This is a genomic window from Lentzea albidocapillata subsp. violacea (assembly GCF_900100275.1).
Lineage (GTDB): Bacteria > Actinomycetota > Actinomycetes > Mycobacteriales > Pseudonocardiaceae > Lentzea > Lentzea violacea.
In genome coordinates this window covers 265548-285908 of the sequence record NZ_FNET01000002.1, presented here as the reverse complement: position 1 = coordinate 285908, position 20361 = coordinate 265548, and the positions used below count along the sequence as shown (strand labels likewise).

Annotated in this window: 21 protein-coding genes and 1 pseudogene; 16 read left to right on the top strand and 6 right to left on the bottom strand. The window is 70.7% G+C overall.

Annotated features, from left to right (window positions below):
* Positions 1-76: 76 nt before the first annotated feature.
* Positions 77-1045 carry a helix-turn-helix transcriptional regulator gene (locus BLR21_RS06350; protein ID WP_090004749.1) on the top strand — a complete coding sequence of 323 codons (969 nt, stop codon included), beginning with the start codon at positions 77-79 and terminating at the stop codon, positions 1043-1045.
* A gap of 48 nt (positions 1046-1093) precedes the next feature.
* On the opposite strand, the gene BLR21_RS06345 is transcribed toward BLR21_RS06350, so the two are convergent.
* The 4 genes and pseudogenes from BLR21_RS06345 to BLR21_RS06330 form a co-directional block, all read right to left on the bottom strand.
* Entirely contained in the window at positions 1094-1765 is a 672-nt protein-coding gene (locus tag BLR21_RS06345; protein ID WP_030475825.1) for an AIM24 family protein, read from the bottom strand.
* A 91-nt stretch (positions 1766-1856) separates the two neighbouring features.
* Positions 1857-3194 carry a glycoside hydrolase family 10 protein gene (locus BLR21_RS06340; protein WP_090004748.1) on the bottom strand — a complete coding sequence of 446 codons (1338 nt, stop codon included), beginning with the start codon at positions 3192-3194 and terminating at the stop codon, positions 1857-1859.
* Positions 3195-3524: 330 nt separating this feature from the next.
* Positions 3525-4171, bottom strand: a pseudogene (locus BLR21_RS06335) (dihydrofolate reductase family protein).
* 109 nt (positions 4172-4280) lie between these two features.
* On the bottom strand, positions 4281-4727 hold the full coding sequence (locus BLR21_RS06330; protein ID WP_143027630.1) for a hypothetical protein: 447 nt from the start codon (positions 4725-4727) through the stop codon (positions 4281-4283).
* A 165-nt stretch (positions 4728-4892) separates the two neighbouring features.
* On the opposite strand from BLR21_RS06330, the gene BLR21_RS06325 reads away from it, so the two are divergent.
* The 3 genes from BLR21_RS06325 to BLR21_RS06315 are packed head-to-tail and all read left to right on the top strand — an operon-like array spanning position 4893 to position 7607.
* Entirely contained in the window at positions 4893-5750 is an 858-nt protein-coding gene (locus BLR21_RS06325; RefSeq protein ID WP_090004746.1) for a transketolase, read from the top strand.
* Positions 5747-6697 carry a transketolase family protein gene (locus tag BLR21_RS06320; protein WP_090004745.1) on the top strand — a complete coding sequence of 317 codons (951 nt, stop codon included), beginning with the start codon at positions 5747-5749 and terminating at the stop codon, positions 6695-6697. The genes BLR21_RS06325 and BLR21_RS06320 overlap by 4 nt, the downstream gene beginning before the upstream one ends.
* Positions 6698-6749: 52 nt before the next feature.
* Positions 6750-7607 carry a glycosyltransferase family 9 protein gene (locus BLR21_RS06315; RefSeq protein ID WP_090004744.1) on the top strand — a complete coding sequence of 286 codons (858 nt, stop codon included), beginning with the start codon at positions 6750-6752 and terminating at the stop codon, positions 7605-7607.
* On the opposite strand, the gene BLR21_RS06310 is transcribed toward BLR21_RS06315, so the two are convergent.
* Positions 7579-8916, bottom strand: a complete 1338-nt coding sequence (locus BLR21_RS06310) for an aldehyde dehydrogenase family protein (protein WP_090004743.1) — start codon at positions 8914-8916, stop codon at positions 7579-7581. The genes BLR21_RS06315 and BLR21_RS06310 overlap by 29 nt on opposite strands.
* A gap of 44 nt (positions 8917-8960) precedes the next feature.
* Between BLR21_RS06310 and BLR21_RS06305 the strand changes: the two genes are divergently transcribed.
* The 8 genes from BLR21_RS06305 to BLR21_RS06270 all read left to right on the top strand — a co-directional run bounded on the left by BLR21_RS06305 (position 8961) and on the right by BLR21_RS06270 (position 15240).
* A complete protein-coding gene (locus BLR21_RS06305; protein WP_090004742.1) occupies positions 8961-9356 on the top strand; it encodes a ChaB family protein in 396 nt (131 codons plus the stop codon).
* 127 nt (positions 9357-9483) lie between these two features.
* Positions 9484-9999: a D-glycero-alpha-D-manno-heptose-1,7-bisphosphate 7-phosphatase gene (locus BLR21_RS06300; protein WP_090004741.1), complete on the top strand. Its 516-nt coding sequence runs from the start codon at positions 9484-9486 to the stop codon at positions 9997-9999.
* The gene (locus BLR21_RS06295; RefSeq protein ID WP_090004740.1) at positions 9996-10994 is read left to right on the top strand and encodes a glycosyltransferase family 9 protein; all 999 of its coding nucleotides are present in this window, start codon (positions 9996-9998) and stop codon (positions 10992-10994) included. The genes BLR21_RS06300 and BLR21_RS06295 overlap by 4 nt, the downstream gene beginning before the upstream one ends.
* Positions 10991-11851, top strand: coding sequence for a glycosyltransferase (locus tag BLR21_RS06290; RefSeq protein WP_090004739.1), 861 nt, complete (start codon positions 10991-10993; stop codon positions 11849-11851). The genes BLR21_RS06295 and BLR21_RS06290 overlap by 4 nt, the downstream gene beginning before the upstream one ends.
* Before the next feature lie 46 nt (positions 11852-11897).
* A complete protein-coding gene (locus BLR21_RS06285) occupies positions 11898-12473 on the top strand; it encodes a D-sedoheptulose-7-phosphate isomerase (protein WP_090004738.1) in 576 nt (191 codons plus the stop codon).
* A complete protein-coding gene (gene rfaE2 / locus BLR21_RS06280; protein ID WP_090004737.1) occupies positions 12470-13750 on the top strand; it encodes a D-glycero-beta-D-manno-heptose 1-phosphate adenylyltransferase in 1281 nt (426 codons plus the stop codon). The genes BLR21_RS06285 and rfaE2 overlap by 4 nt, the downstream gene beginning before the upstream one ends.
* Positions 13750-14430, top strand: a complete 681-nt coding sequence (locus BLR21_RS06275) for an SDR family oxidoreductase (RefSeq protein WP_090004736.1) — start codon at positions 13750-13752, stop codon at positions 14428-14430. The genes rfaE2 and BLR21_RS06275 overlap by 1 nt, the downstream gene beginning before the upstream one ends.
* Positions 14431-14520: 90 nt before the next feature.
* Positions 14521-15240, top strand: a complete 720-nt coding sequence (locus BLR21_RS06270; protein WP_090004735.1) for a GAF domain-containing protein — start codon at positions 14521-14523, stop codon at positions 15238-15240.
* Between the two features lie 102 nt (positions 15241-15342).
* Here BLR21_RS06270 and BLR21_RS06265 read toward each other — a convergent pair whose 3' ends face one another.
* Positions 15343-15588 (bottom strand): hypothetical protein, encoded by a 246-nt coding sequence (locus BLR21_RS06265; protein ID WP_090004734.1) that lies wholly within the window; start codon positions 15586-15588, stop codon positions 15343-15345.
* A gap of 136 nt (positions 15589-15724) precedes the next feature.
* On the opposite strand from BLR21_RS06265, the gene BLR21_RS06260 reads away from it, so the two are divergent.
* From BLR21_RS06260 to BLR21_RS06245, 4 genes are read left to right on the top strand one after another with little or no spacing between them, the layout of a single operon-like run.
* Positions 15725-16630, top strand: a complete 906-nt coding sequence (locus BLR21_RS06260; protein ID WP_090004733.1) for an NAD-dependent epimerase/dehydratase family protein — start codon at positions 15725-15727, stop codon at positions 16628-16630.
* Entirely contained in the window at positions 16630-18222 is a 1593-nt protein-coding gene (locus BLR21_RS06255; protein ID WP_090004732.1) for a carbamoyltransferase family protein, read from the top strand. The genes BLR21_RS06260 and BLR21_RS06255 overlap by 1 nt, the downstream gene beginning before the upstream one ends.
* Positions 18219-19196 carry a glycosyltransferase family 2 protein gene (locus BLR21_RS06250; protein ID WP_090004731.1) on the top strand — a complete coding sequence of 326 codons (978 nt, stop codon included), beginning with the start codon at positions 18219-18221 and terminating at the stop codon, positions 19194-19196. Before BLR21_RS06255 ends, BLR21_RS06250 begins: the two co-directional genes overlap by 4 nt.
* On the top strand, positions 19154-20347 hold the full coding sequence (locus tag BLR21_RS06245) for a UDP-glucose dehydrogenase family protein (RefSeq protein WP_090004730.1): 1194 nt from the start codon (positions 19154-19156) through the stop codon (positions 20345-20347). Before BLR21_RS06250 ends, BLR21_RS06245 begins: the two co-directional genes overlap by 43 nt.
* Positions 20348-20361: the final 14 nt, after the last annotated feature.

Here is a 20361-nt window from a genome sequence, read left to right as displayed (position 1 = left end):
GGTCTCCGGCGACAAGAACCACGATGTCAGCGGTAGCGGACAGGGAACGTCCGCTTCTCCTGCCAGACTGAGAACCATGCCGACGGCTTCCTCGACGACCACCTCCGCGCGTCTGCTGGCGCTGCTGTCGATGCTGCAGGCACGCCGCGACTGGCCGGGAGGCCTGCTCGCCGAGCGCCTGGCCGTCAGCGAACGGACGGTGCGCCGTGACGTCGACAGACTGCGCGAGCTCGGTTACGTCGTGCATGCGGTCAAGGGACCCGACGGCGGTTATCGGCTCGAAGCCGGCAGTCGGATGCCGCCCATGTTGTTCGACGAGGAGCAGGCGATCGCGCTCGCCGTGGCGCTGCGGATCGCCGTGAGCGCGGGCGCCGGCATCGAGGAAGCCGCCGCACGGGCCCTGGTGACGGTGCGCCAGGTGATGCCGTCCCGGCTGCGCCGCCGCGTCGACGCCCTGGAGATCACCGCGGCCGGTGCAACGGCTCCCCAGGTGGACACCGAGGTCCTGCTCACCTTGAGCAGCACCATCCGCAACCGTGAGGAACTGAGGTTCGACTACCACTCGCCGGGCCGCCCGGACGACACGCAACCTCCTCGCCGCGTGCAGCCGCATCACCTCGTCGTCCGCAGCGGTCGCTGGTACCTCCTGGGGTGGAGCGACGAACGGCAGGACTGGCGCACCTACCGCGTGGACCGGATGACGCTCCGCGTTCCCACCGGTCCCCGATTCACCCGGCGCGAGGTGCCCGGCGGGGATGTCGCGGCGTTCCTGGCAGCCCGCTTCAAGGGCGGCGCCGACGCCTGGCCTTGTCAGGGCGAGGTCGTTCTCGGTCTTCCGATGGCCGAGGTGGCGCTGTTCGCCGGAGACGGCACGGCCGAGGAGGTGGCGCCGGGCAGGACGAGACTGATCGCCGGCTCCTGGTCCTGGGCCGGGCTCGCCGCCCTGCTGGCGCGCTTCGACGCCGAGATCGAGGTCGTCGGGCCGCCGGAGCTGCGTGACGCCTTCGCCGAACTGGCCGGGCGCGCGGCGCGGGCGGCCGGCTGACCGGGGGCCGCAGCCGAGGAGTGGTCCTCGGCTGCGTTCACCCAAGCGTCACTGCGCGGTCGGTACGGGGTGGCCCTCCGACGCCTGCACCACGACGATGCCCTGACCCGTCAACGCGAGCTGGTACGCCTCGCCGGAGCCGCGGCCGATGACGGCACCGAGCTTGGCCGTCTTGCGGATCGAGGACTGCAGCGAGGTGGACCACAGGACGGCGGACTGCATGTCGACGAACGTCGGCTGGTCCACGTTCAGCACGACCGGGGTGCCGTAGGCGGTGATGGCCAGCGCGCCGGTGCCCGTGAACGTCGTGTTGAACAGGCCGCCGCTGAGCATCGACGCGCCTTCGGTGCGGTTGATGTCCCACTTGAGCGTGCTGTCGAAGGCGAGCACGTTCTTGCCGTTGACCGTGACGCCCTCGTTCTCCAGGTACAGCACGAAGATCTCGTCGGCGTCCTGCGCGAGGAAGACGTCGCCACTGCCCGACACCTTCATCAGCGACATGCCCTCACCGGTGAAGGCCTTCTTGAACAGCTTGCCGAGACCGCCGGCGCCTTCGTAGGCGAAGTCGACGTCACCCTGGTAGGCGACCATCGAACCCTGCTTGGCGAAGAAGAACCCGCCGCTGCCGGTGAGGTCCACCTTGAGCATGCGTTCGTTCTGCAGTTGGAAGCTTCCGGGCTCGACGGACCGCTCTTCGTGGTTGAACAGTGAGCTGCGCATGGTCAGATCATGCCGCAGGCGCGGTGAACGTGATCTTCCGTCCGGCACGGGCCCGCTCGCGTGGGGCCCGTGCCGGCATCCCGAACCGGCGTCAGGCGACGCGGCAGGAGACGCTGGGCCAGTTCCAGTTACCGCCGTGCATGATCGTGAAGCCGAACGTGTTGCCGCTGCCGTTGGGGCGTGCGGTCATCACGTTCGCGGACTCCCAGCTGGCGCTGGTGTTCCAGGTGGCGATGATCCGCTGGGGCGAGCTGACGGTGACCGTCACGATCCAGTTGTCCGTGCCCGAGACGGTGACCAGGCCGTTGAAGCGGTCGTTCCACTTCTCGCCCTCGGAGTACGTCGCGGTGCAGCCCCCGCCGCCGGGGTTGGACGTCGTGGTCGTGGTGGTCGGCGGGGTGGTGCCCGTGCCGTTGTTCAGGACGTTGAGCACCGAGGTGTAGGCGGCTTTCTTGTTGCCGTTGCCGTCGAACAACAGCGGGGTGCCGGAAGCGCGCCACGAGTCGGTGTCGCGGATGCCCCACACGGTGATGCCGGTGCACCGCGCCACGGCGAGACAGGCCTGGGTGACGCCCTGGTACTGCTGGGCCTGCGTGCTGCCGGAGCCTTCGATGTCGAGCTCGGTGATCTGCACGTCCACGCCGAGAGCGGCGAAGTTCTGCAGGGTGGTGTGGTAGTTGGACGGCACCGGGTTGCCGCTGTTGAAGTGCGCCTGGAAGCCGACGCAGTCGATCGGCACGCCGCGGGACTTGAAGTCCTGCACCATCCGGTAGACGCCCTGGGTCTTGGCGTGCGACCAGTTGTCGGTGTTGTAGTCGTTGTAGCAGAGCTTCGCGCCGGGATCGGCCGCCCGTGCCGCACGGAAGGCGGCCTCGATCCAGTCGTTGCCGGTGCGCTGCAGGTTGGAGTCACGGCGTCCGCCGCTGCTGCCGTCGGCGAAGGCCTCGTTCACCACGTCCCAGGCGTAGATCTTGCCGCGGTAGTAGCTCGCGACCTGCGTGACGTGGTTCAGCATCGCGTTGCGCAGGGCCGTGCCGGACATGTTCTGCATCCAGCCGGGCTGCTGCGAGTGCCACGCCAGCGCGTGCCCGCGCACCCGCTTGCCCTGGTTGCGCGCCTGGTTGACGATCCGGTCCGCGTTGCCGTAGCTGAACTGCCCCTGGTTCGGCTCGGTCGCGTCCATCTTCATCTCGTTCTCGGCCGTGACCATGTCGAACTCACGGTTGAGGATCCCGGTGTAGGTCGAGTCACTGAGCTTGTTCGCGGCCACGGCCGTACCGAAGTAGCGGCCGCTCTGCTGGGCGGCCGCGCCGAGCGTGGAGGCGGCACCGCTGGCGGGTGACGCCGAGAGGAGCGCGGCGCCCGCCGCGGCGAGGACGAGGGTGGACACGAGGGAGACCCGTGCTACTGACTTCGCTGTCAGCGTCATGTTCGGCGCTTTCTGAGATGCACTCGCGAGAACGCGAGTGGAATGGGTTCGGGCGGTGCGGACTGCGCCGTGTCCACATCGCTCGATCTGAAACGCTGACAGTATTAGCCGACGTCGGCCGACCTATCAAGATGTGCGTCGACGCCCCCTGCGGCAGGGGTGCTGACCTGGAAGATCACTGCCGAGGGGGCGGACGCCTTTTCGAATGCCCGTCGAACGCGCAGGTGAACCGCCTGTTCGGCCGAGCGGAATTCGGTGCGATTTCGCACGGTGCGAGAGGTGTTTCGCGGGCAATTGTGTGAAAGTTTCGAAAATCGGAGCTGCCTGAGATCACTTCCGCCAGAACAGGTGGTGGGTCACTCCGCTCGGGCTGGGCACGACGTCGAGGTGGAACCGGTCGAGCAGTTCGTCGCGCGACTTCCACAGCGGCACGCCGTGCCCGAGTTCGACCGGGGACACCGCGACGTGCAGGGTGTCGACGAGGTCGGCGTCGAGGAACGCCCGCACCGTCGTGGCGCCGCCGCCGATCCGGACGTCCTTGCCCTGTGCGGCCTCTTTCGCGAGGGTGAGCACGTCGGCCGGGTCTCCGCTCACGAAGTGGAACGTCGTGTCGGACAGGGTGAACGACGGCCGCTCGTGGTGGGTCAGCACGAAGACCGGGGTGTGGAACGGCGGCTCGTCACCCCACCAGCCCTGCCAGTCGTGGTTCTGCCACGGCCCGCGGTGCGGGCTGAACTTGTTGGCGCCCATGATCTCCGCACCGATGTTGTGCCCGAAGTCGCGGGTGAGGTAGTCGTCGAGGCCACGGCTGCCGCCGGGATCGGTGCGGTTGGGCCAGCTCGCGGTGGCGCCTGCCCACGCGAACATGGTGTGCCGGGATCGGCGTGGCCGAACGGCCTTTCGAGGCTCTGGTCCTCGCCGGCACCGAACCCGTCACTCGACACGACGAAGTTCTGGACCTTCACCAGCTGGGTCATGGGGGCTTCCTTCCGTTCCTGGGTCGATGGTTGGACTGCGGCGGCCGCGCCAACTCATCGGTCCCGGTCGGGAAAGCTGTCCGAACCCACCCGATCGTGTGGTCCTGAGCTACTCCTCGGGCTGGATGATCATCAGCCGGAACGTCGTCGACGGCGACTCGCGCCCGCACGTCTGCAACATGTGCCAGGCCAGGTTGCCGGGGCCGTTGTCGGCCTGAGGAAGCCGCTGCCTGCTGATGCCGAGGACGCCGTCCGGGCTGTTCCCGAGAATCTCCGGCGTGCCGACGAGCACCGCGATACCGAACGCGAGCACGTCGGCGCGCAGGTCGTCGTCCAGGTCGTCGGTGAGCCCGATCTTGCACAGCGGCTCGTCGTTCTCGTCGGTGCCGATGCCGACCAGGCCCGCGAGGCCCACGCTGTGTGCCACCGGCACCTCGAACACGCGGATGTTCGTGCCCATCGCCAGTGCCATCAGTCTGGCTGTCGGGGTGGTCAGGAGCGGGTCGTTGATGGCGGCGCCGCCACTGCCTGCGGGGTCGTTCATGCGCTGGCTCATGATGCGTCAGATCCTACTGCGGACGGCGCCACCGCGTTGGGTGGGCGTGGTCCTGCCGGCATCAGTAGTCGTTGGAAGCGTTCCACGACAATCCACAAAGGACTGAAGCTGTGCGGTGGCGGGATCCGGTAGCCTCGTCCTGTTTGCAACTCTGGGGGGAGTGCCATGACCACCTGCGACGACGAGCCGGCCGGCGTCGATCTCGCGGTCCGGGCCGCGGAGTACCGGCTGGACGTCATCGACCTGATCCGCTCGGCGGGTGGCGGGCACACGGCGGGCAGTCTGTCCTGTTTGGACATTCTGACCGTGTTGTACGAACGCGTGTTGCGCATCTCGCCGGAGACCCTGCGGCACCCGGAACGGGACCGGTACGTGCAGAGCAAGGGGCACGCGGTGGAGGCGCTCTACGTGGTCCTCGCGGGCGCGGGGCTGCTCGACCGCGCGCTGCTCGGCACCTACCTGAGGTTCGGCACGAACCTGGTCGGCCACGCCACCGGCTCCGTGCCCGGGATCGAGCACTCCACGGGCGCGCTGGGGCACGGGTTGTCCGTCGGCGTCGGCATGGCGATCGCGGGGCGGCAGAACGGGCTCGGCTACCGCGTGTTCGTGCTCCTGGGCGACGGCGAGCTCGCGGAGGGTTCGGTGTGGGAGGCCGCGATGTCCGCAGGTCACTACCGCCTCGGCAACCTGGTGGCGATCGTCGACCGCAACCGCCACCAGATCGCGGGTTCGACCGCGGAGATCATGAACTCCGAGCCGCTGGCGGAGAAGTTCGCCGCCTTCGGCTGGACCGTGCACGAGATCGACGGGCATGACCTGGTCCAGATCGAGCACGCCCTGTCCTCGGCGCCGACGGTGCCGGGCCGCCCGACCATGGTGCTGGCGGACACCGTCAAGGGCAGCGGCATCTCGTACATGGAGCACGACATCCGCTGGCACCACAGGGTGCCGGACGACGAGGAGTACGCCCTCGCGCGGCGGGACGTCGAGAACCGCATCGCGGAACTGAGGGGCCGGGCATGAGCAGGCACACCGCGGCGGGGCTCGCGAACCTCGAGGTGCTCGACACGACCCTGCGCGACCTGGCGAGCTCCGACCCGGCCATCCGGGTGCTCACGGCGGACTCGCGGATCTCGGGCAGGCTCGGACCGTTCGCCCGCGAGTTCCCGGACCGCCTGGTGGAGCTGGGGATCGCCGAGCAGAACCTGGTCGGCGTGGCCGCCGGGCTCGCCTCGTGCGGGATGAAGCCGTTCGTGATCTCGCCGGCCTGCTTCCTGACCGCCAGGGCGCTCGAACAGATCAAGGTCGACGTGGGCTACAGCGGCACCGCCGTGCGGCTCGTCGGGATCAGCGCGGGGATCAGCTACGGCGCGCTCGGTGCCTCGCACCACTCCATCGCCGACTACGCGGCACTGCGCGCGATCCCCGGCATCCCCGTCGTGGCGCCCGCGGACAACTGCGAGGCGGAGGCGGCCATCCGGCTGGCGGCGGCGACCGACGGACCCCTGTACATCCGGCTCGGAAAACGGGCCTTGGCGTGCGTGCACGGGCCCACGTCCGAACCCGTGGCGATCGAGCACGCCACCCGCCTGCGGACCGGGGACGACATCGGCATCATCGCGACCGGCGAGACGGTGGGCATCGCCCTCGAAGCGGCGGAGGCGCTGGCGCTCGGCGGCGTCGAGGCGACGGTCGTCAGCATGCCGATGGTGCGGCCGCTCGACACCGCGACGCTGTTCGGTGTCGCCCGGCGGGTTGGCGGGCTGATCGTCGCCGAGGAGCACAGCGTGCACGGAGGCCTCGGGGAGGCGTGCGCGGCGGCGCTCATGACCGAGGGGATCCCGGTGCGGTTCCGTGCGCTGGGCATCCCGGACGAACCGATCGTCAACGGTCCGCAGCTGGACGTCCTCGCGCACTACGGCATCGGCCCGGAACAGCTTGCCGCGCTGGCCAGGGAGTTGCTCGTATAGGCGCAGGTGTATCCAGGCGCACGGCGGGTATGCGTCGCCGGGAGGTACTTCGATGCGAATCCTGGTGCTGCGGGCACTCGGACTGGGCGACCTGCTCACCGCGGTTCCAGCGCTGCGCGGGCTGCGCCGGGCCTTTCCCGACGCCGAGATCACGCTCGCCGCGCCCGGCTGGCTGGCCGATGCGGTGGTGAGGATCGATGCGGTCGACCGGCTGCTGCCGACCGACGGCCTCACGCCCATCGGGTACGACCGCCCCGATCTCGCCGTCAACCTGCACGGACGCGGACCGCAGAGCGTCGAGCGGCTGATGGCCACGCGGCCGCGGTCGCTGATCACCCACGACCAGTGGCCGGAGGATCGGCACGAGGTGCTGAGATGGTGCGATCTGCTGGAACAGCACGGAATTCGGTGCGACCCCGACGATCTGCGTCTGACACCCCCAGGACCGCGAACCGAGCGGATCGTGGTTCATCCGGGCGCGAGCCACGGCGCGCGCAGGTGGCCGGTGGAGCGGTTCGCCGCGGTGGTGCGAGAACTGGACGGCCACGACGTCGTGGTGACGGCCAGTCCGCCGGAACTCGAAGCGGCTCGCCGGGTCGTGCCCGAACCGGTGTGCGGCAGCCTCGCCCGGTTGCTCGACCTCGTGGCCACGGCCGGGCTCGTGATCTGCGGCGACACCGGGGTCGCGCATGTGGCGACGGCCTACGGCACGCCGTCCGTCCTGCTGTTCGGGCCGATGTCGCCGAGCCGGTGGGGTCCGCGGTCCGGGCCGCACCACGTGCTGTGGCACGGCGGAACGGGCGACACGTTCGCCTCCGAGCCGGATCCCGGTCTGCTGCGGATCACGGTCGACGAGGTGCTCAGGGCCGTGCAGCAGCCGGTCACGGCAGGCCGAGGTGCACGACCTTGACGGTGGTCATCTCGTCGAGCAGTTCGGGTCCGTAGCCGAAACCCGTGCCGGACGCGCCGCGAGGCTGAGCCGCGCCGCCGGGAGCGCCGCCGAACACGGCGTTCACCTTCACCGTCCCGACCGGCAGCGCACGCCAGGCCTTCTGCGCGTTCTCCATCGACCTGGTCAGCACCGTCGCCGCCAGGCCATATTCGCCGGAGCACGCCTCGCGCAGGCCCTCGTCGAACGACGGCACCACGCACACCGGCGCCACCGGGCCGAACGTCTCCTCGCGCATGATCCGCATGTCCGGCGTGCAGCCGGTCAGCACGGTGGCCGGGTAGAACGCGCCCGGTCCAGCCGGGATCTCGCCGCCGGTCAGTGCCCGCGCGCCGGCAGCGAGGGCTTCGGCGACCTGGGCGTGCACGAACTCGCGATGCCTGTTGTCCACCAACGGTTGTGCGTCGGCTGTCCACTCCTTCGCGCGAGCGCACAGCGCGTCGGTGAACGCCTCGGCGACGTCCTGATGCACGTAGATCCGTTCCACCGACGTGCAGAGCTGGCCCGCGTTGGTGAACGCCCCGAGCGCCGCCTGCTCGGCCGCCCGGTCCGGATCGACGTCCGCGTCGACGAGCAGCGGGTCGTTGCCCCCGTTCTCCAGCAACAACTTCGCCCGCGACGCCTGAGCGATGTCACGTCCTGTCGCGGTGCTGCCGACGTGCGCGACGAGGTCGACGTTCTCGCGCACGAGCTGCGCGCCCGTCGTTCCGTCACCGATCAACGTGTGCAGCACGTCCGCCGGAAAGTGGGGCCGCAGCACCGTGTCAAGCAACATGCCGGTGTGCGGGCAGCGTTCGCTCGGCTTGTGCAGCACGGCGTTCCCCGTGACCAGCGCCGCGCCGAGCAGACCGCACGCGACGGCCACCGGGTCGTTCCACGGTGTGAGTGCCACGACGACACCGCGCGGTTCCGGAATCATGAAGTCCACGGCCGAACCGAGCAGCGACCGCCCGCGGTGGACCGGGCCGAGCTCGGCGTACTGCTCCAGCGTGGACGCGCCCGCGAGCACACCTTCCCGTGCCGACGCGAACGGCCTGCCCGTCTCGGTCTGCACCACGATCGCCAGGTCACCGGCCCGCACCCGGAGGTCCGCGGCGGCCGCCTTCACCGCCGCACCGCGTTCGGCCGCGGGCGTGGCGGCCCACGCGGCCTGCGCTTTCCGGGCGGCCGCCACCGCTGTCGCCGTCTCGGACTCGGACGCGGCCGGGAGCCAGCCGACCAGCTGACCGTCGAGCGGGCTGTGGACGTCGATGGCGTGGGTGGCGGTCATGCGGGACGGGTACCCGGACGTCCCGGTTGAAACATGGAGGAAGCATGCCCGGACGAGAGGAACTCTCCAGCACGGTGGCGCGGTCGTCGCGGAAGGCGCAACGCACCTGGATCAAGGCCCACGACTCGGCCGTGGAGACCTACGGAGAGGGCGAACGCGCGCACCGCACGGCGTTCTCCGCCTTGAAACACTCGTTCGAGAAGGTCGGCGACCATTGGGAGGCCAAGGACGACAAAGGACCTTCCGACCGACAGGCCGCCAGGAGCACGCCGGCGCAGGGCGAGACCGCCGGTGGTGTGGACGCGAACGCGAGCAAACAACACCTGTACGACGTCGCGAAGCGGCTGAAGATCGACGGCCGGTCCCGGATGACCAAGGAGGAGCTGGTCGAGGCGATCGGCAGGGCGAACGACCGCGCCACGGCGGCGGCTCGCTCGTGAGGGTCGCCGCTGACGCCTGCTTCTGACTCAGCGTTTCGGCCACGTCACAGGCAGTTCTGTACCGCGGCGGCGAGAACCGCTTCGCTGAGTAGCGTTTCAAGCCGCTTCTCCCGGCTAAATCTCCTCTATGGATCGGACCATCGAGGCGGTGCTCTTCGACCGCGACGGCACGCTCGTCCGTGATGTGCCGTACAACGGCGACCCGGCTCGGGTGGAGCTGATGCCGGGCGCTCGCGAAGCGATCAGGGACCTGCGCGCACACGGCCTGCGCACCGGAGTGGTGAGCAACCAGTCCGGAATCGGCAGGGGACTGCTGACCGAGGGCCAGGTGCGCGCGGTCAACGCCCGCGTGGAGGAGCTGCTCGGGCGGTTCGGCACGTGGCAGATCTGCCCGCACCACCCGGATGACGGCTGTGCGTGCCGCAAACCCGCGCCCGGCCTGGTGTTCGCGGCCTGCGAGGCGCTCGGTGTGAGTCCGGAACGCACGGTGGTCGTCGGGGACATAGAGGCCGACGTGGTGGCCGCCCGCAACGCGGGCGCGACGTCCGTGCTGGTCCCCACGGAGGTGACCCGGCCGGACGAGGTCGAACGCGCGCCGCGCACGGCCGCGGATCTGCGTGCCGCTGTGGGGATGATCCTGTGAGGACATTGGTGGCGCGGCTGGACAGCGACGGCGACGTGCTGCTCGCGGGTCCGGCGATCCGCGCGGCGGCCGGGGCGGGTGAGGTCGTCCTGCTCTGCGGGCCGGCCGGAGTGCGGGCGGCCGGACTGCTGCCGGGCGTCAACCGGATCATCGAGTGGGAATGTCCGTGGATCGTCAACCCGGCTCCCGAGGTCCGGCCGATCGACATCGAGGCCGTGGTCGCACTGGTGCACGGTATCCGGGCCGACGTAGCACTCGTGCTGACGTCGTTCCACCAGAGCCCGTTGCCGCTGGCCCTGTTGCTGCGGCTCGCCGGGGTGCCGAAGATCGTGGCGCGCTCGATCGACTACCCGGGCTCGCTGCTCGATGTGCGGCTGACCGGCGACCCCGATGTGCCCGAGGCCGAACGGGCGTTGCAGGTGGCGCGCGCGGCCGGGTTCGAACTACCGCCGGGCGACGACGGCGGGCTTGCCGTGCTCGACCCGCCCAGCGCGGAACTGGTACTTGCGGAACTGAGCCACCCGTACGTGGTGGTGCACCCAGGTGCGACGGCGCCCGCCCGTACCTGGTCGCCCGACCGGTGGGCGAAGGCCGTGGTCGCGTTGAACGCGGCAGGTCATCGCGTGGTCGTGACCGGCGGACCGGCGGAAGCCGGTCTGACCGCGCACGTCGCCGGCGCGTGCGGGACAGATCTGGGCGGGCGCACCACCTTCCGCGAGCTGAGCGGTGTGCTGGCCGGTGCCGGGGCGGTCGTCGCCGGCAACACCGGCCCGGCTCACCTCGCGGTCGCGGTCGGCACGCCGGTCGTGTCGTTGTTCGCCCCGGTCGTGCCCGCGGCCCGATGGGCGCCGCACGGAAAGCATGTCCTGCTCGGCGACCAGCACGCGCCGTGCCGGGACAGTCGCGCCCGTGCATGTCCGGTACCCGGCCACCCCTGTCTCGACCTCGTGGAACCCGCCGATGTCGTCGCAGCCGTCGCGAAGGTGACCCGATGAGGATCCTGCTCTGGCACGTGCACGGTTCCTGGACGAACTCCTTCGTCCAGGGCGACCACGACTACCTGATCGTCGGCCCTCCCGACGGGATCGGGCTCGCCGGACGTCCCTGGCGCGCAACCGAAACGGCTCTGTCCGAAGTGGACGCCGACATCGCGGTGGTGCAGCAGCCGGAGCAACTCGGCCGGGTACCGCGCGGAATACCGGTGGTGTACCTGGAACACAACACGCCGAGCGCGCCGGGGCAGAGGCATCCGATGGCGGACTGGGACGGGCCCCTGGTGCACGTCACGCACTTCAACGACCTGATGTGGGACTGCGGGTCCACCCGGACGATCGTCGTCGAGCACGGCGTGGCCGATCCCGGCCCCCTGTACACCGGCGAGCTGGCCCGAGCGGCCGCGGTCGTCAACGACCCCGTCCGGCGCGGCCGGATCGTCGGCACCGACCTGCTGCCGCGGTTCGACCCGATCGACGTGTTCGGGATGAACACCGAACCGATCGGTGGCCTGGGCGACCACGACCTCGGCTCGCTGCACCGGGAACTGGCTCGGCGCCGCGTGTACGTCCATCCCGTGCGCTGGACGTCACTGGGGTTGTCGCTCATCGAGGCGATGCACATCGGCATGCCGGTCGTGGCGCTCGCGTGCACCGAGGTCGTGCGCGCGGTGCCCGAGGAGGCCGGCACGGTCTCGACGGACGTTGCGGAACTGGTGCGCGCGACGCGGGAGCTGATCGCGGATCCCGCGCTGGCGCAGGAGAAAGGGAAGAGGGCACGCGAGTTCGCGTTGGCCCGGTACGGACTCGATGCGTTCCTGCGGAACTGGGACGACGTGGTGGAGGAGGTGGCCGGATGAGGATCGCGATGATCTCCGAGCATGCCAGCCCGCTGGCGGTGGCGCGATGAGCGTGGAGAAGCACCTGAACGGACTGGCCGGCACGCTGACCGCCCTGCGGGACCAGGCGCCCCGGCTCACCCGCTGGGGCGGCACGCTCGCCCGCAGGCTCACCGAGGGCGGCAGGCTGCTCGCCGCGGGCAACGGCGGGTCCGCCGCCGAGGCGCAGCACCTGACGGCCGAGCTCGTCGGCCGCTACCGGCACGACCGCGCGCCGTTCTCGGCGCTGGCGCTGTGTTCCGAGACGTCGAGCGTCACCGCGATCGCCAACGACTACGGCTACGACCAGGTCTTCGCCCGGCAGATCGCGGCGCACGCGCGGCCGCGGGACATCGTCGTGCTGCTGTCCACCAGTGGCCGCAGCGCGAACCTGCTGGAAGCCGCCCGCACGGCCCGGAAGGTGGGGGCACAGGTCTGGGCGTTCACCGGCCCGGCACCGAACCCGCTGGCAGACCTGGCGGACGACGTCCTGGACCTGCCCGGCGACCCGTGTCACGTGCAGGAGGCGCAGCTCGTCGCGGTCCACGCCCTGTGTGAGGCCTTCGAGGCCGCCCTGCCCGCGACCCTGCGGAGGGTCTCATGAGGCTGGTGGTGGTCGGCGACGCGCTGCTGGACGTCGACGTGGAGGGCACGGCCGAGCGGCTGTGCCCGGACGCGCCCGCTCCCGTCCTCGACGTGTCCGCCGAACGGGCCAGGCCGGGAGGTGCCGCGCTGGCGGCGACGATGGCGTCGCGCGACGGCGTGGACGTGACGCTGGTCAGCGTGCTGGCCGACGACGAGGACGGGCACCGGATCCGTTCGCTGCTGGAGGTGCCGGCCGTGTTCGGGCCTTCCGCCGCGCCCACGTCGGTGAAGACGCGCCTGCGTTGCGGAGGCACCTCGTTGGCGCGCATGGACCGCGGTGGTGGCTCTGCGGAGCCCAAGGCCACCGACGAGATGCTCGACGCGGTGCTGTCCGCCGACTTCGTGCTGGCGTCCGACTACGGCCGCGGGCTTCTCCGCGACGAACGGCTGCGGGCGGTGCTCACCCGCGTTCCCGTGGTGTGGGACCCGCATCCCCGTGGTCCGGCGCCGGTGCCCGACGCCCGGCTGGTGACACCGAACCTCGCCGAGGCCACGGCGTTCAGCGGCCACGCCGACCCGTTCAAGGCGGCGGAGGAGCTGTTGTCGCGGTGGCGTTCGCGTGCGGTGGCGGTGACGCGGGGCTCCGGCGGTGCCTTGCTCCACTGTGGAGGGACGCCTGTCGCGGTGCCCGCGCCGAAGGTGTCCGTGCTCGACCCCTGCGGGGCGGGGGACAGGTTCGCGGCGACGGCGGCGGCGCGGCTGGCCGCGGGTGCCACGCCTGAGGAGGCCGTGGCGGACGCCGTTCTCTCGGCAGCGCGGTTCCTGGCCGACGGCGGTGTCTCGGGTATGGCCGGTGCGCCTTTGTCCACTGTGGACGCGGTGCGCGCTCGTGGTGGAGTGGTGGTGGCCACGGGCGGGTGCTTCGACGTGCTCCACGCCGGTCATGTCCGCATGCTGCGGGCGGCACGGGAACTCGGCGACTGCCTGGTGGTGTGTCTCAACTCCGACGCGTCGGTGAGCAGGCTGAAAGGACCGGAGCGCCCGGTGAACCGGCAGGCCGACCGCGTGGAGGTGTTGCGCGCGCTGGGCTGCGTGGACGAGGTGGTGGTGTTCCGCGAGGACACACCGGAACGCGTGCTGCGCGACCTGCGGCCGGACGTGTGGGTGAAGGGCGGTGACTACACCGCCGAGCTGTTGCCGGAGACGGCTGTGGTGCGGCACTGGGGCGGCCGGACTGTCATCGTCCCGTACCACCGCGGCCGTTCGACGACCGAGATCCTGTCGAGGAGGGCTTGATGCTGGGTGACGTGCTGGTGACCGGAGGTGCGTCCGGACTGGGTGCGGCGGTGGTCGACGCCGTGCACGAGGCGGGCGGACGGCCTCTCGTGCTGGACAAGGCGGCGCCGTCGGCACCGCACGTGGCGGACTTCGAGTCGGTCGACCTGTCGGACACCGACGCCGCCGAACGCGCCGTGCGGGACCTGGTCTCCCGCAACGGCGGCCTGAGCGCCGTGGTGACCGCCGCGGGTGTGGACAGGTGCGGTCGCCTCGACGAGGTGCCCGCGGCGGAGTGGGAACACGTCGTGCGGGTGAACCTGTTCGGCACGGTCGCGGTCGTGCGCGCCGCGTTGCCGTACCTGGAGAACGGCCGGGTGGTGACCATCGCGTCCACCCTCGGGTTGCGCGCGGTCAGCGACGCCACGGCGTACTGCGCGTCGAAGTTCGGCGTCGTCGGCTTCACCCGCGCCCTGGCCGCCGAGACGGCCGGCCGGACCGGCGTGACGCTGGTCGTTCCCGGCGGCATGCGCACGCACTTCTTCGACGACCGCGACGAGCAGTACAAACCGGCGGACACGGCGAAGCTGAACCCGCCGGACCGGGTGGCGGCCGCGATCATGTTCGCGCTGAGCCAGCCGGCGGGGTGTGAGGTGCGCGAACTCGTCGTGGCCCACGCGGAGGAACCGTCCTGGCCTTAGGGTCAGCCGCGAACCGGCAGTGATCGGGCGCATTCCGCTGGACTGACTGTGCCGCGAGCACCGGGCGTTGGTGGGTCGTATGCTGCGGGCGTGCCCCAGGCCCAGGAACAGATCGCCGTCACGTTGAGCGAGCTCACGGCGAGCCTGGTCGGCCGTCACGACGGCGAGTCGGTCCTGCGCCTGGTCACCGCCGCCTGCGAGAGCCTGCTGTCCGCCTCGGCGACCGGGGTGCTGCTGGCCGATCCGCGCGGCGGGCTGAGCGTGGTGGCGGCCTCCGACGAGCGGGCGCGGTTCCTGGAGTTGCTGCAGAGCCAGATCGCCGAAGGCCCGTGCGTGGACTGCGTGCGTGACAACGCGACGATCGCCTGCCCGGACCTGGAAAGAGGTCGCTGGCCGGCTTTTGCCCGTGCCGCGCTCGAGGCCGGGTTCCGGGCGGTGCACGCCGTGCCGATGCGTCTGGCCGGGGGCGCGGTCGGTGGCCTCAACGTGTTCTACGCGGCCGTCACCCCGTGGCGGGAGTGGGAGCAACGGCTCGGGCAGGTGCTCGCCGACCTGGCGGTGCTGGGCCTGTCACTGGAGGACGACCCGGCGCGCACGCACCGGCTGGCCCAGCAGACCCTGACCACGCTCAACGACCGCTTGATGCTCGCGCACGCCATCGGCATGGTCGCCGGCACCCTCGACACCAGCACGGACGAGGCCCGCCGCCTCATCTTCGGCTACGCCGCCACGCAACGGAGCCCTGTCCGTGACGTGGCCCGCCGGCTCACCGGCGGAGACCTCGAAGCGGCGGAGTTGCCGGCGTCCTGAGGTCTGTAACGAAGTCTGATCAGCGCTAGCCGGGCCGTCCGGCCGCACCACCAGGAACCACCTCAAGCGCGACTCTCATCGGGCCAGACTTCGATAGAGTTCTTAGTCCCAGTCCGGGTCCGCGCGCCGCTCGGCCGCCGCGTCCACGACGGCGTTGACCCGCGCGACCTCCGCCTCACGTTCGGCGTCGCTGCGCCGCTCGCAGAACCACGCCGGCACGCCGTCCCGGTCGCCACTCCAGGCCCGCACGACGCCGATGGCTTCGTGCAGTGCCGCTCGCCTCGTGACCGCTTCGACGAGGCGCTGTGCCGCGGCGGCATCGCCGGAACCACGGCTGGGTGAGGTCATGCGCCCAGCCTCCTCCTCATCACCGGGAATGGCGACCCTGTGACCCGCCCGCGGCAACACGATCCTTGGGGCAGCGCGGGGTCGCCTACTTTTCCGGAAGCGGTGTAGGCAGCGTTTCGCCGGGTAGCTCATTGCCATGGCAGAGCGTGCTGTGGTGACCGGAGGTGCGGGCTTTCTCGGTTCGCACCTGTGTGATGCCCTTGTGGCGCGCGGCATGCGGGTGACCTGTGTGGACGACTTCAGCACGGGAGAGCCCGCGAACGTGCCGCCCGCCGTCGACCTCATGCACGTCGACGTGCGCGAACCGTTCCGGTTGCCGCCCAGCGAGCTGGTGCTGCACTTCGCGTGTCCCGCGTCGCCGTCGGCCTACCTGGCGTCACCGGTCGGCACGCTCGAGACGGGCGGGTTCGGCACCCACCACGTGCTGGAGGAGGCCAGACGGCACGGCGCACGGGTGGTCGTCGCGTCCACCAGCGAGGTGTACGGCGATCCGCTGGAACACCCGCAGCGCGAAACCTACTGGGGCAACGTCAATCCGATCGGGCCACGCAGCGTGTACGACGAGGCGAAGCGGTTCGGTGAGGCGCTCGCGTTCGCGTACCGGCGGGAGCACGGGCTCGACGTCGGCGTGGTCAGGATCTTCAACACCTACGGGCCGCGGATGAAGTCGAGTGACGGTCGCATGTTGCCGACGTTCTTCGCGCAGGCTCGGAAGAACGAGCCGCTGACCGTGCACGGTGACGGCACGCAGACGCGGTCGCTTTGCCACGTCTCCGATCTCGTGCGCGGCGTGCTGGCCATGGCGGACAGCGACGAGGCAGGGCCGGTCAACCTCGGCAACCCCGAGGAGGTGACAGTGCTGGAGGTCGCCAAGCAGGTCATCGAGGTGACCGGCGGCGACTCCGAGATCGTGCACGTCGGTGCGATGACCGACGACCCCCGGCGACGCAGGCCGGACGTCACCAGAGCGCGGGAGCTGCTCGGCTGGGAGCCGCAGATCCCGCTGGAACAAGGACTTCGACTGATGGCGAGGGAGGCGTGATGCGGGTTCTGGGCATCAACGCGATTTTTCACGACCCCGCGGCCGCCCTCGTGATCGACGGGCACACGGTCGCGGCCGCCGAGGAGGAACGGTTCTCCCGGCGCAAGCACGGCAAGCGGCCGGTGCCGTTCTCGGCGTGGGAATTGCCGGAGATGGCGGCGAGGTGGTGCCTGGAGAAGGCAGGGCTCACGCCGGCCGATCTCGACGCCGTCGCGTACTCCTACGATCCGGCACTCGCGGAGGACGACACCGCGCCGTGGGAGGCGCTGCGCACCGAGTACGCCCGGCGGGCACCGCAGTTCCTGGCCACCGCGTTGCCCGGCCTGGACCCGGAGATCGTGCGGTTCGTGCCGCACCACGCCGCGCACGCGGCCTCGACCGGGCTCGCGGCACCGTTCGGCGGCAACTGCGCGGTGCTGGTGGCGGACGGACGTGGCGAGTGCGGCTCCTACCTGGCCGGGCGGTACGAGGACCAGGCGCTGGTCAGGCTCGCCGAGCAACGGCTGCCGCACTCGCTCGGCCTGCTCTACGAGGACCTGACCGAGCACCTCGGTTTCCTGCGGTCCAGCGACGAGTACAAGGTCATGGCACTCGCCTCGCACGCCGAACCGGTGCACCTCGACCTCATGCGCGAGCACATCACCACTGCCGACGGCGGTTTCCGGATCGTGCCGATCGAGTGGAACACCCTGGCCAAGCCGCCGGACGGCGAACTGCTGCAGGAACACGCCGAACTCGCCGCCAGCGTGCAGCGCAGGCTGGAGGAAGTGCTGCTGGAACTTACCACGTGGCTGCACGAGCAGACCGGTGAACGCAGGCTGGCGATGGCGGGCGGGGTGGCGCTCAACTGCGTCGCGAACACGCGGATCTTCGCCGAGGGACCGTTCGACGACGTGTGGGTGCAGCCCGCGGCCGGCGACTCGGGCACCGCGCTCGGAGCGGCGCTGCACGTCGCGTCGGGTGAGCCGCTGGCGCCGATGCCGGGCGCGGACCTCGGCCGGAGCTGGAGCGACGACGAGATCGAGCAGGTGCTGAAGACGGCGAAGGTGGTGTACGAGAAGCCGGCGGACCTGGCCGCGGTGGTGGCGCGGGCGCTGGCGGACGACAAGATCGTCGCGTGGTTCCAGGGGCGGTCGGAGTACGGGCCACGCGCGCTGGGTCGCCGGTCGCTGCTCGCGAACCCCTGCTACGCGGCGAACCTGGAACGGATGAACGACGTGAAGGGCCGCGAGCAGTTCCGGCCGATCGCGCCGATGGTGCTGGAGAGCCGGGCGCACGAGCTGTTCGAGCGCGGACCGGTTCCCAGTCCCTACATGCTTTTCGTGCACGACGTCCGTCCTGAGTGGAGGGACCGCATCCCGGCCGTGGTGCACGTGGACGGCACCGCCCGTGCGCAGACCGTGGCGGACGACCCGCTGCTGGAACGGGTACTGGAGGACTTCGACCGCCGCACCGGCGTGCCGGTCGTGGTCAACACCAGCCTCAACACGGCCGGGCGGCCGATGGTCGACTCCCCGCGCGACGCGCTGGAGTGCTTCGGTTCCTCGCCGATCGACCTGCTCGCGATCGGCCCGTTCGTGGTGCGGCGATGACCGGCTACACGGTCGTCATCCCCACGGTCGGCCGCGAGAGCCTCGACGTCGTGGTGAACGCGATCAGGCACGGTGACGGGCCGCCGCCGGACGAGATCATCGTGGTGTGCGACCGGTTCGGCCGCGGACCGGCGGCCGCGCGCAACGCCGGGTGGCAGCGGGCCACCAGCGAGTGGGTGGTCTTCCTCGACGACGACGTGCTGCCGCCACCGGACTGGAAACGACGACTCGTCCAGGACCTCGCGGCGGTGGACGACGACGTGGCGGCCAGTCAGGCACGCATCGAGGTGCCGCTGCCGCCGGACCGAAGGCCGACCGACTGGGAGCGCAACACCTCCGGCCTCGCCGGCGCGAAGTGGATCACCGCCGACATGGCCTACCGCCGGTCCGTGCTGCTGCAGACGGGCGGGTTCGACGAACGTTTCCCCAGGGCCTACCGGGAGGACGCCGACCTCGCGTTGCGGGTGATCGACCTCGGGTACCGGGTCGTGCTCGGTGACCGGGTCACCACGCATCCCGTGCGGCGCACCGGTTTCTTCACCAGCGTGAAGCAGCAGCGCGGGAACGCCGACGACGCGTTGATGCGCAAGCTGCACGGTCCACAATGGCGGGAGAAGATCGGCGGGCATCGCGGCAGGTTGCGCGAACACGCCGTTACCACCGGCCTCGCGATTGCTGCTGTCGTTTGTGGACTTGCTGGCAACAGGCGTGCCGCGGCCGTCGCGGCATTCGGCTGGGCCGCCATGACAGCGCGGTTCGCGGCGCAGCGCATCGCCCCGGGGCCTCGTACGGCACCGGAGGTCGTGCGGATGATCGTGACGAGTGCCGCCATCCCGCCGGCCGCCTGTCTGCACCGGGCTCGTGGCGAGCTCCAGGTGCGGGTGACCCAGAACGACGAGCAAGCCCCACGAGACATGTCGGGAGGGCGAACGTGCATCGAATCGGTGTCGTTGGTGCCGGGTACGTCGGCCTGACCACGGCGGCCTGCCTGGCGCACCTGGGCCACGACGTCGTCTGCGCGGACGTGGACGAGGCGAAGGTCGAGCGGTTGCGGCGCAACGAGGTGGACCTGGTCGAACCGGGGCTGGCAGAGCTGCTGGAACAGCATGACATCGAGTTCACCACGGTGTTTCCGCGTGAGGTGGACTTTCTGTTCGTCTGCGTTCCCACGCCGTCGGGGGAGCGCGGCGAAGCCGATCTCACCGCCGTGCACGATGTCGTCGCGCAGGTGCGGGAGGACACCGTGCTGGTGCTGAAGTCGACGGTTCCCGTCGGCACCGCGCAGGGCGTCGCGCACCGGCCGACCGTGTCGAACCCGGAGTTCCTGCGGGAAGGCCACGCGGTCGAGGACTTCCTGCGGCCGCAACGGGTGGTGGTCGGTTCGGCCGACCGGGAGGCGGCCAGACGGGTCGCCGAGCTCTACGGCGACGTACCGGTCGTGCTCACCGACAACACCACGGCCGAGCTGATCAAATACGCCTGCAACAGCTTCCTCGCGGTGAAGCTGTCCTTCGTCAACACCCTCGCCGAGCTGTGCGAACACGTCGGCGCGGACATCGACGGCGTCACCGAGGGCATGCGCCTGGACGAACGCATCGGCGCCGCGTTCCTGCGGCCCGGCCCCGGCTGGGGCGGCTCCTGCCTGCCCAAGGACACCCGCGCGTTGCTCACCACGGCGCGGGACCAGGACGTCGAGTTCGCGACCCTGCGCGCCGCCGTCGACACCAACGACCACCAGGTCCGTCGCATCGCACAGATGATCGAGGGCGACCGGATCGGACTGCTCGGCCTCACGTTCAAGGCGGGTACCAACGACCTGCGCGACTCGCCGGCGCTCGCGATAGCGCGCCTGCTGGACGGCGAGGTCAGCGCCTACGACCCGGCGATCAGCCACGACGTCGACGGCATCACCGTCGTCGGCACACCGGAGGAACTGGCGGACGGCCGTGACGTGCTGGTCGTGCTCACCGAGTGGCCGGAGTTCGCCGAGCTCGACTGGCCCGCGCTCGCGGACCGGATGACGACCCCGGTGCTCGTCGACACCCGCGGCGTCGTTCCCGCCGCCAAGGTCCGCGAGGCGGGCTTTCGACTGGTCAGCGTGGGACACCCGGACGGGCGGCGTTGATCGTCGGACGAGCG

Bases quoted from the DNA above. Each gene is read 5' to 3' on its own strand.
- BLR21_RS06265 (WP_090004734.1), bottom strand. From the start codon at position 15,588: ATGACCTCACCCAGCCGTGGTTCCGGCGATGCCGCCGCGGCACAGCGC.
- BLR21_RS06250 (WP_090004731.1), top strand. From the start codon at position 18,219: ATGACCGGCTACACGGTCGTCATCCCCACGGTCGGCCGCGAGAGCCTC.
- BLR21_RS06290 (WP_090004739.1), top strand. From the start codon at position 10,991: ATGAGGATCCTGCTCTGGCACGTGCACGGTTCCTGGACGAACTCCTTC.
- BLR21_RS06305 (WP_090004742.1), top strand. From the start codon at position 8,961: ATGCCCGGACGAGAGGAACTCTCCAGCACGGTGGCGCGGTCGTCGCGG.
- BLR21_RS06325 (WP_090004746.1), top strand. From the start codon at position 4,893: ATGACCACCTGCGACGACGAGCCGGCCGGCGTCGATCTCGCGGTCCGG.
- BLR21_RS06275 (WP_090004736.1), top strand. From the start codon at position 13,750: ATGCTGGGTGACGTGCTGGTGACCGGAGGTGCGTCCGGACTGGGTGCG.
- rfaE2 (WP_090004737.1), top strand. From the start codon at position 12,470: ATGAGGCTGGTGGTGGTCGGCGACGCGCTGCTGGACGTCGACGTGGAG.
- BLR21_RS06260 (WP_090004733.1), top strand. From the start codon at position 15,725: ATGGCAGAGCGTGCTGTGGTGACCGGAGGTGCGGGCTTTCTCGGTTCG.
- BLR21_RS06255 (WP_090004732.1), top strand. From the start codon at position 16,630: ATGCGGGTTCTGGGCATCAACGCGATTTTTCACGACCCCGCGGCCGCC.
- BLR21_RS06310 (WP_090004743.1), bottom strand. From the start codon at position 8,916: ATGACCGCCACCCACGCCATCGACGTCCACAGCCCGCTCGACGGTCAG.
- BLR21_RS06315 (WP_090004744.1), top strand. From the start codon at position 6,750: ATGCGAATCCTGGTGCTGCGGGCACTCGGACTGGGCGACCTGCTCACC.
- BLR21_RS06330 (WP_143027630.1), bottom strand. From the start codon at position 4,727: ATGAGCCAGCGCATGAACGACCCCGCAGGCAGTGGCGGCGCCGCCATC.
- BLR21_RS06350 (WP_090004749.1), top strand. From the start codon at position 77: ATGCCGACGGCTTCCTCGACGACCACCTCCGCGCGTCTGCTGGCGCTG.
- BLR21_RS06340 (WP_090004748.1), bottom strand. From the start codon at position 3,194: ATGACGCTGACAGCGAAGTCAGTAGCACGGGTCTCCCTCGTGTCCACC.
- BLR21_RS06345 (WP_030475825.1), bottom strand. From the start codon at position 1,765: ATGCGCAGCTCACTGTTCAACCACGAAGAGCGGTCCGTCGAGCCCGGA.
- BLR21_RS06285 (WP_090004738.1), top strand. From the start codon at position 11,898: ATGAGCGTGGAGAAGCACCTGAACGGACTGGCCGGCACGCTGACCGCC.
- BLR21_RS06300 (WP_090004741.1), top strand. From the start codon at position 9,484: ATGGATCGGACCATCGAGGCGGTGCTCTTCGACCGCGACGGCACGCTC.
- BLR21_RS06320 (WP_090004745.1), top strand. From the start codon at position 5,747: ATGAGCAGGCACACCGCGGCGGGGCTCGCGAACCTCGAGGTGCTCGAC.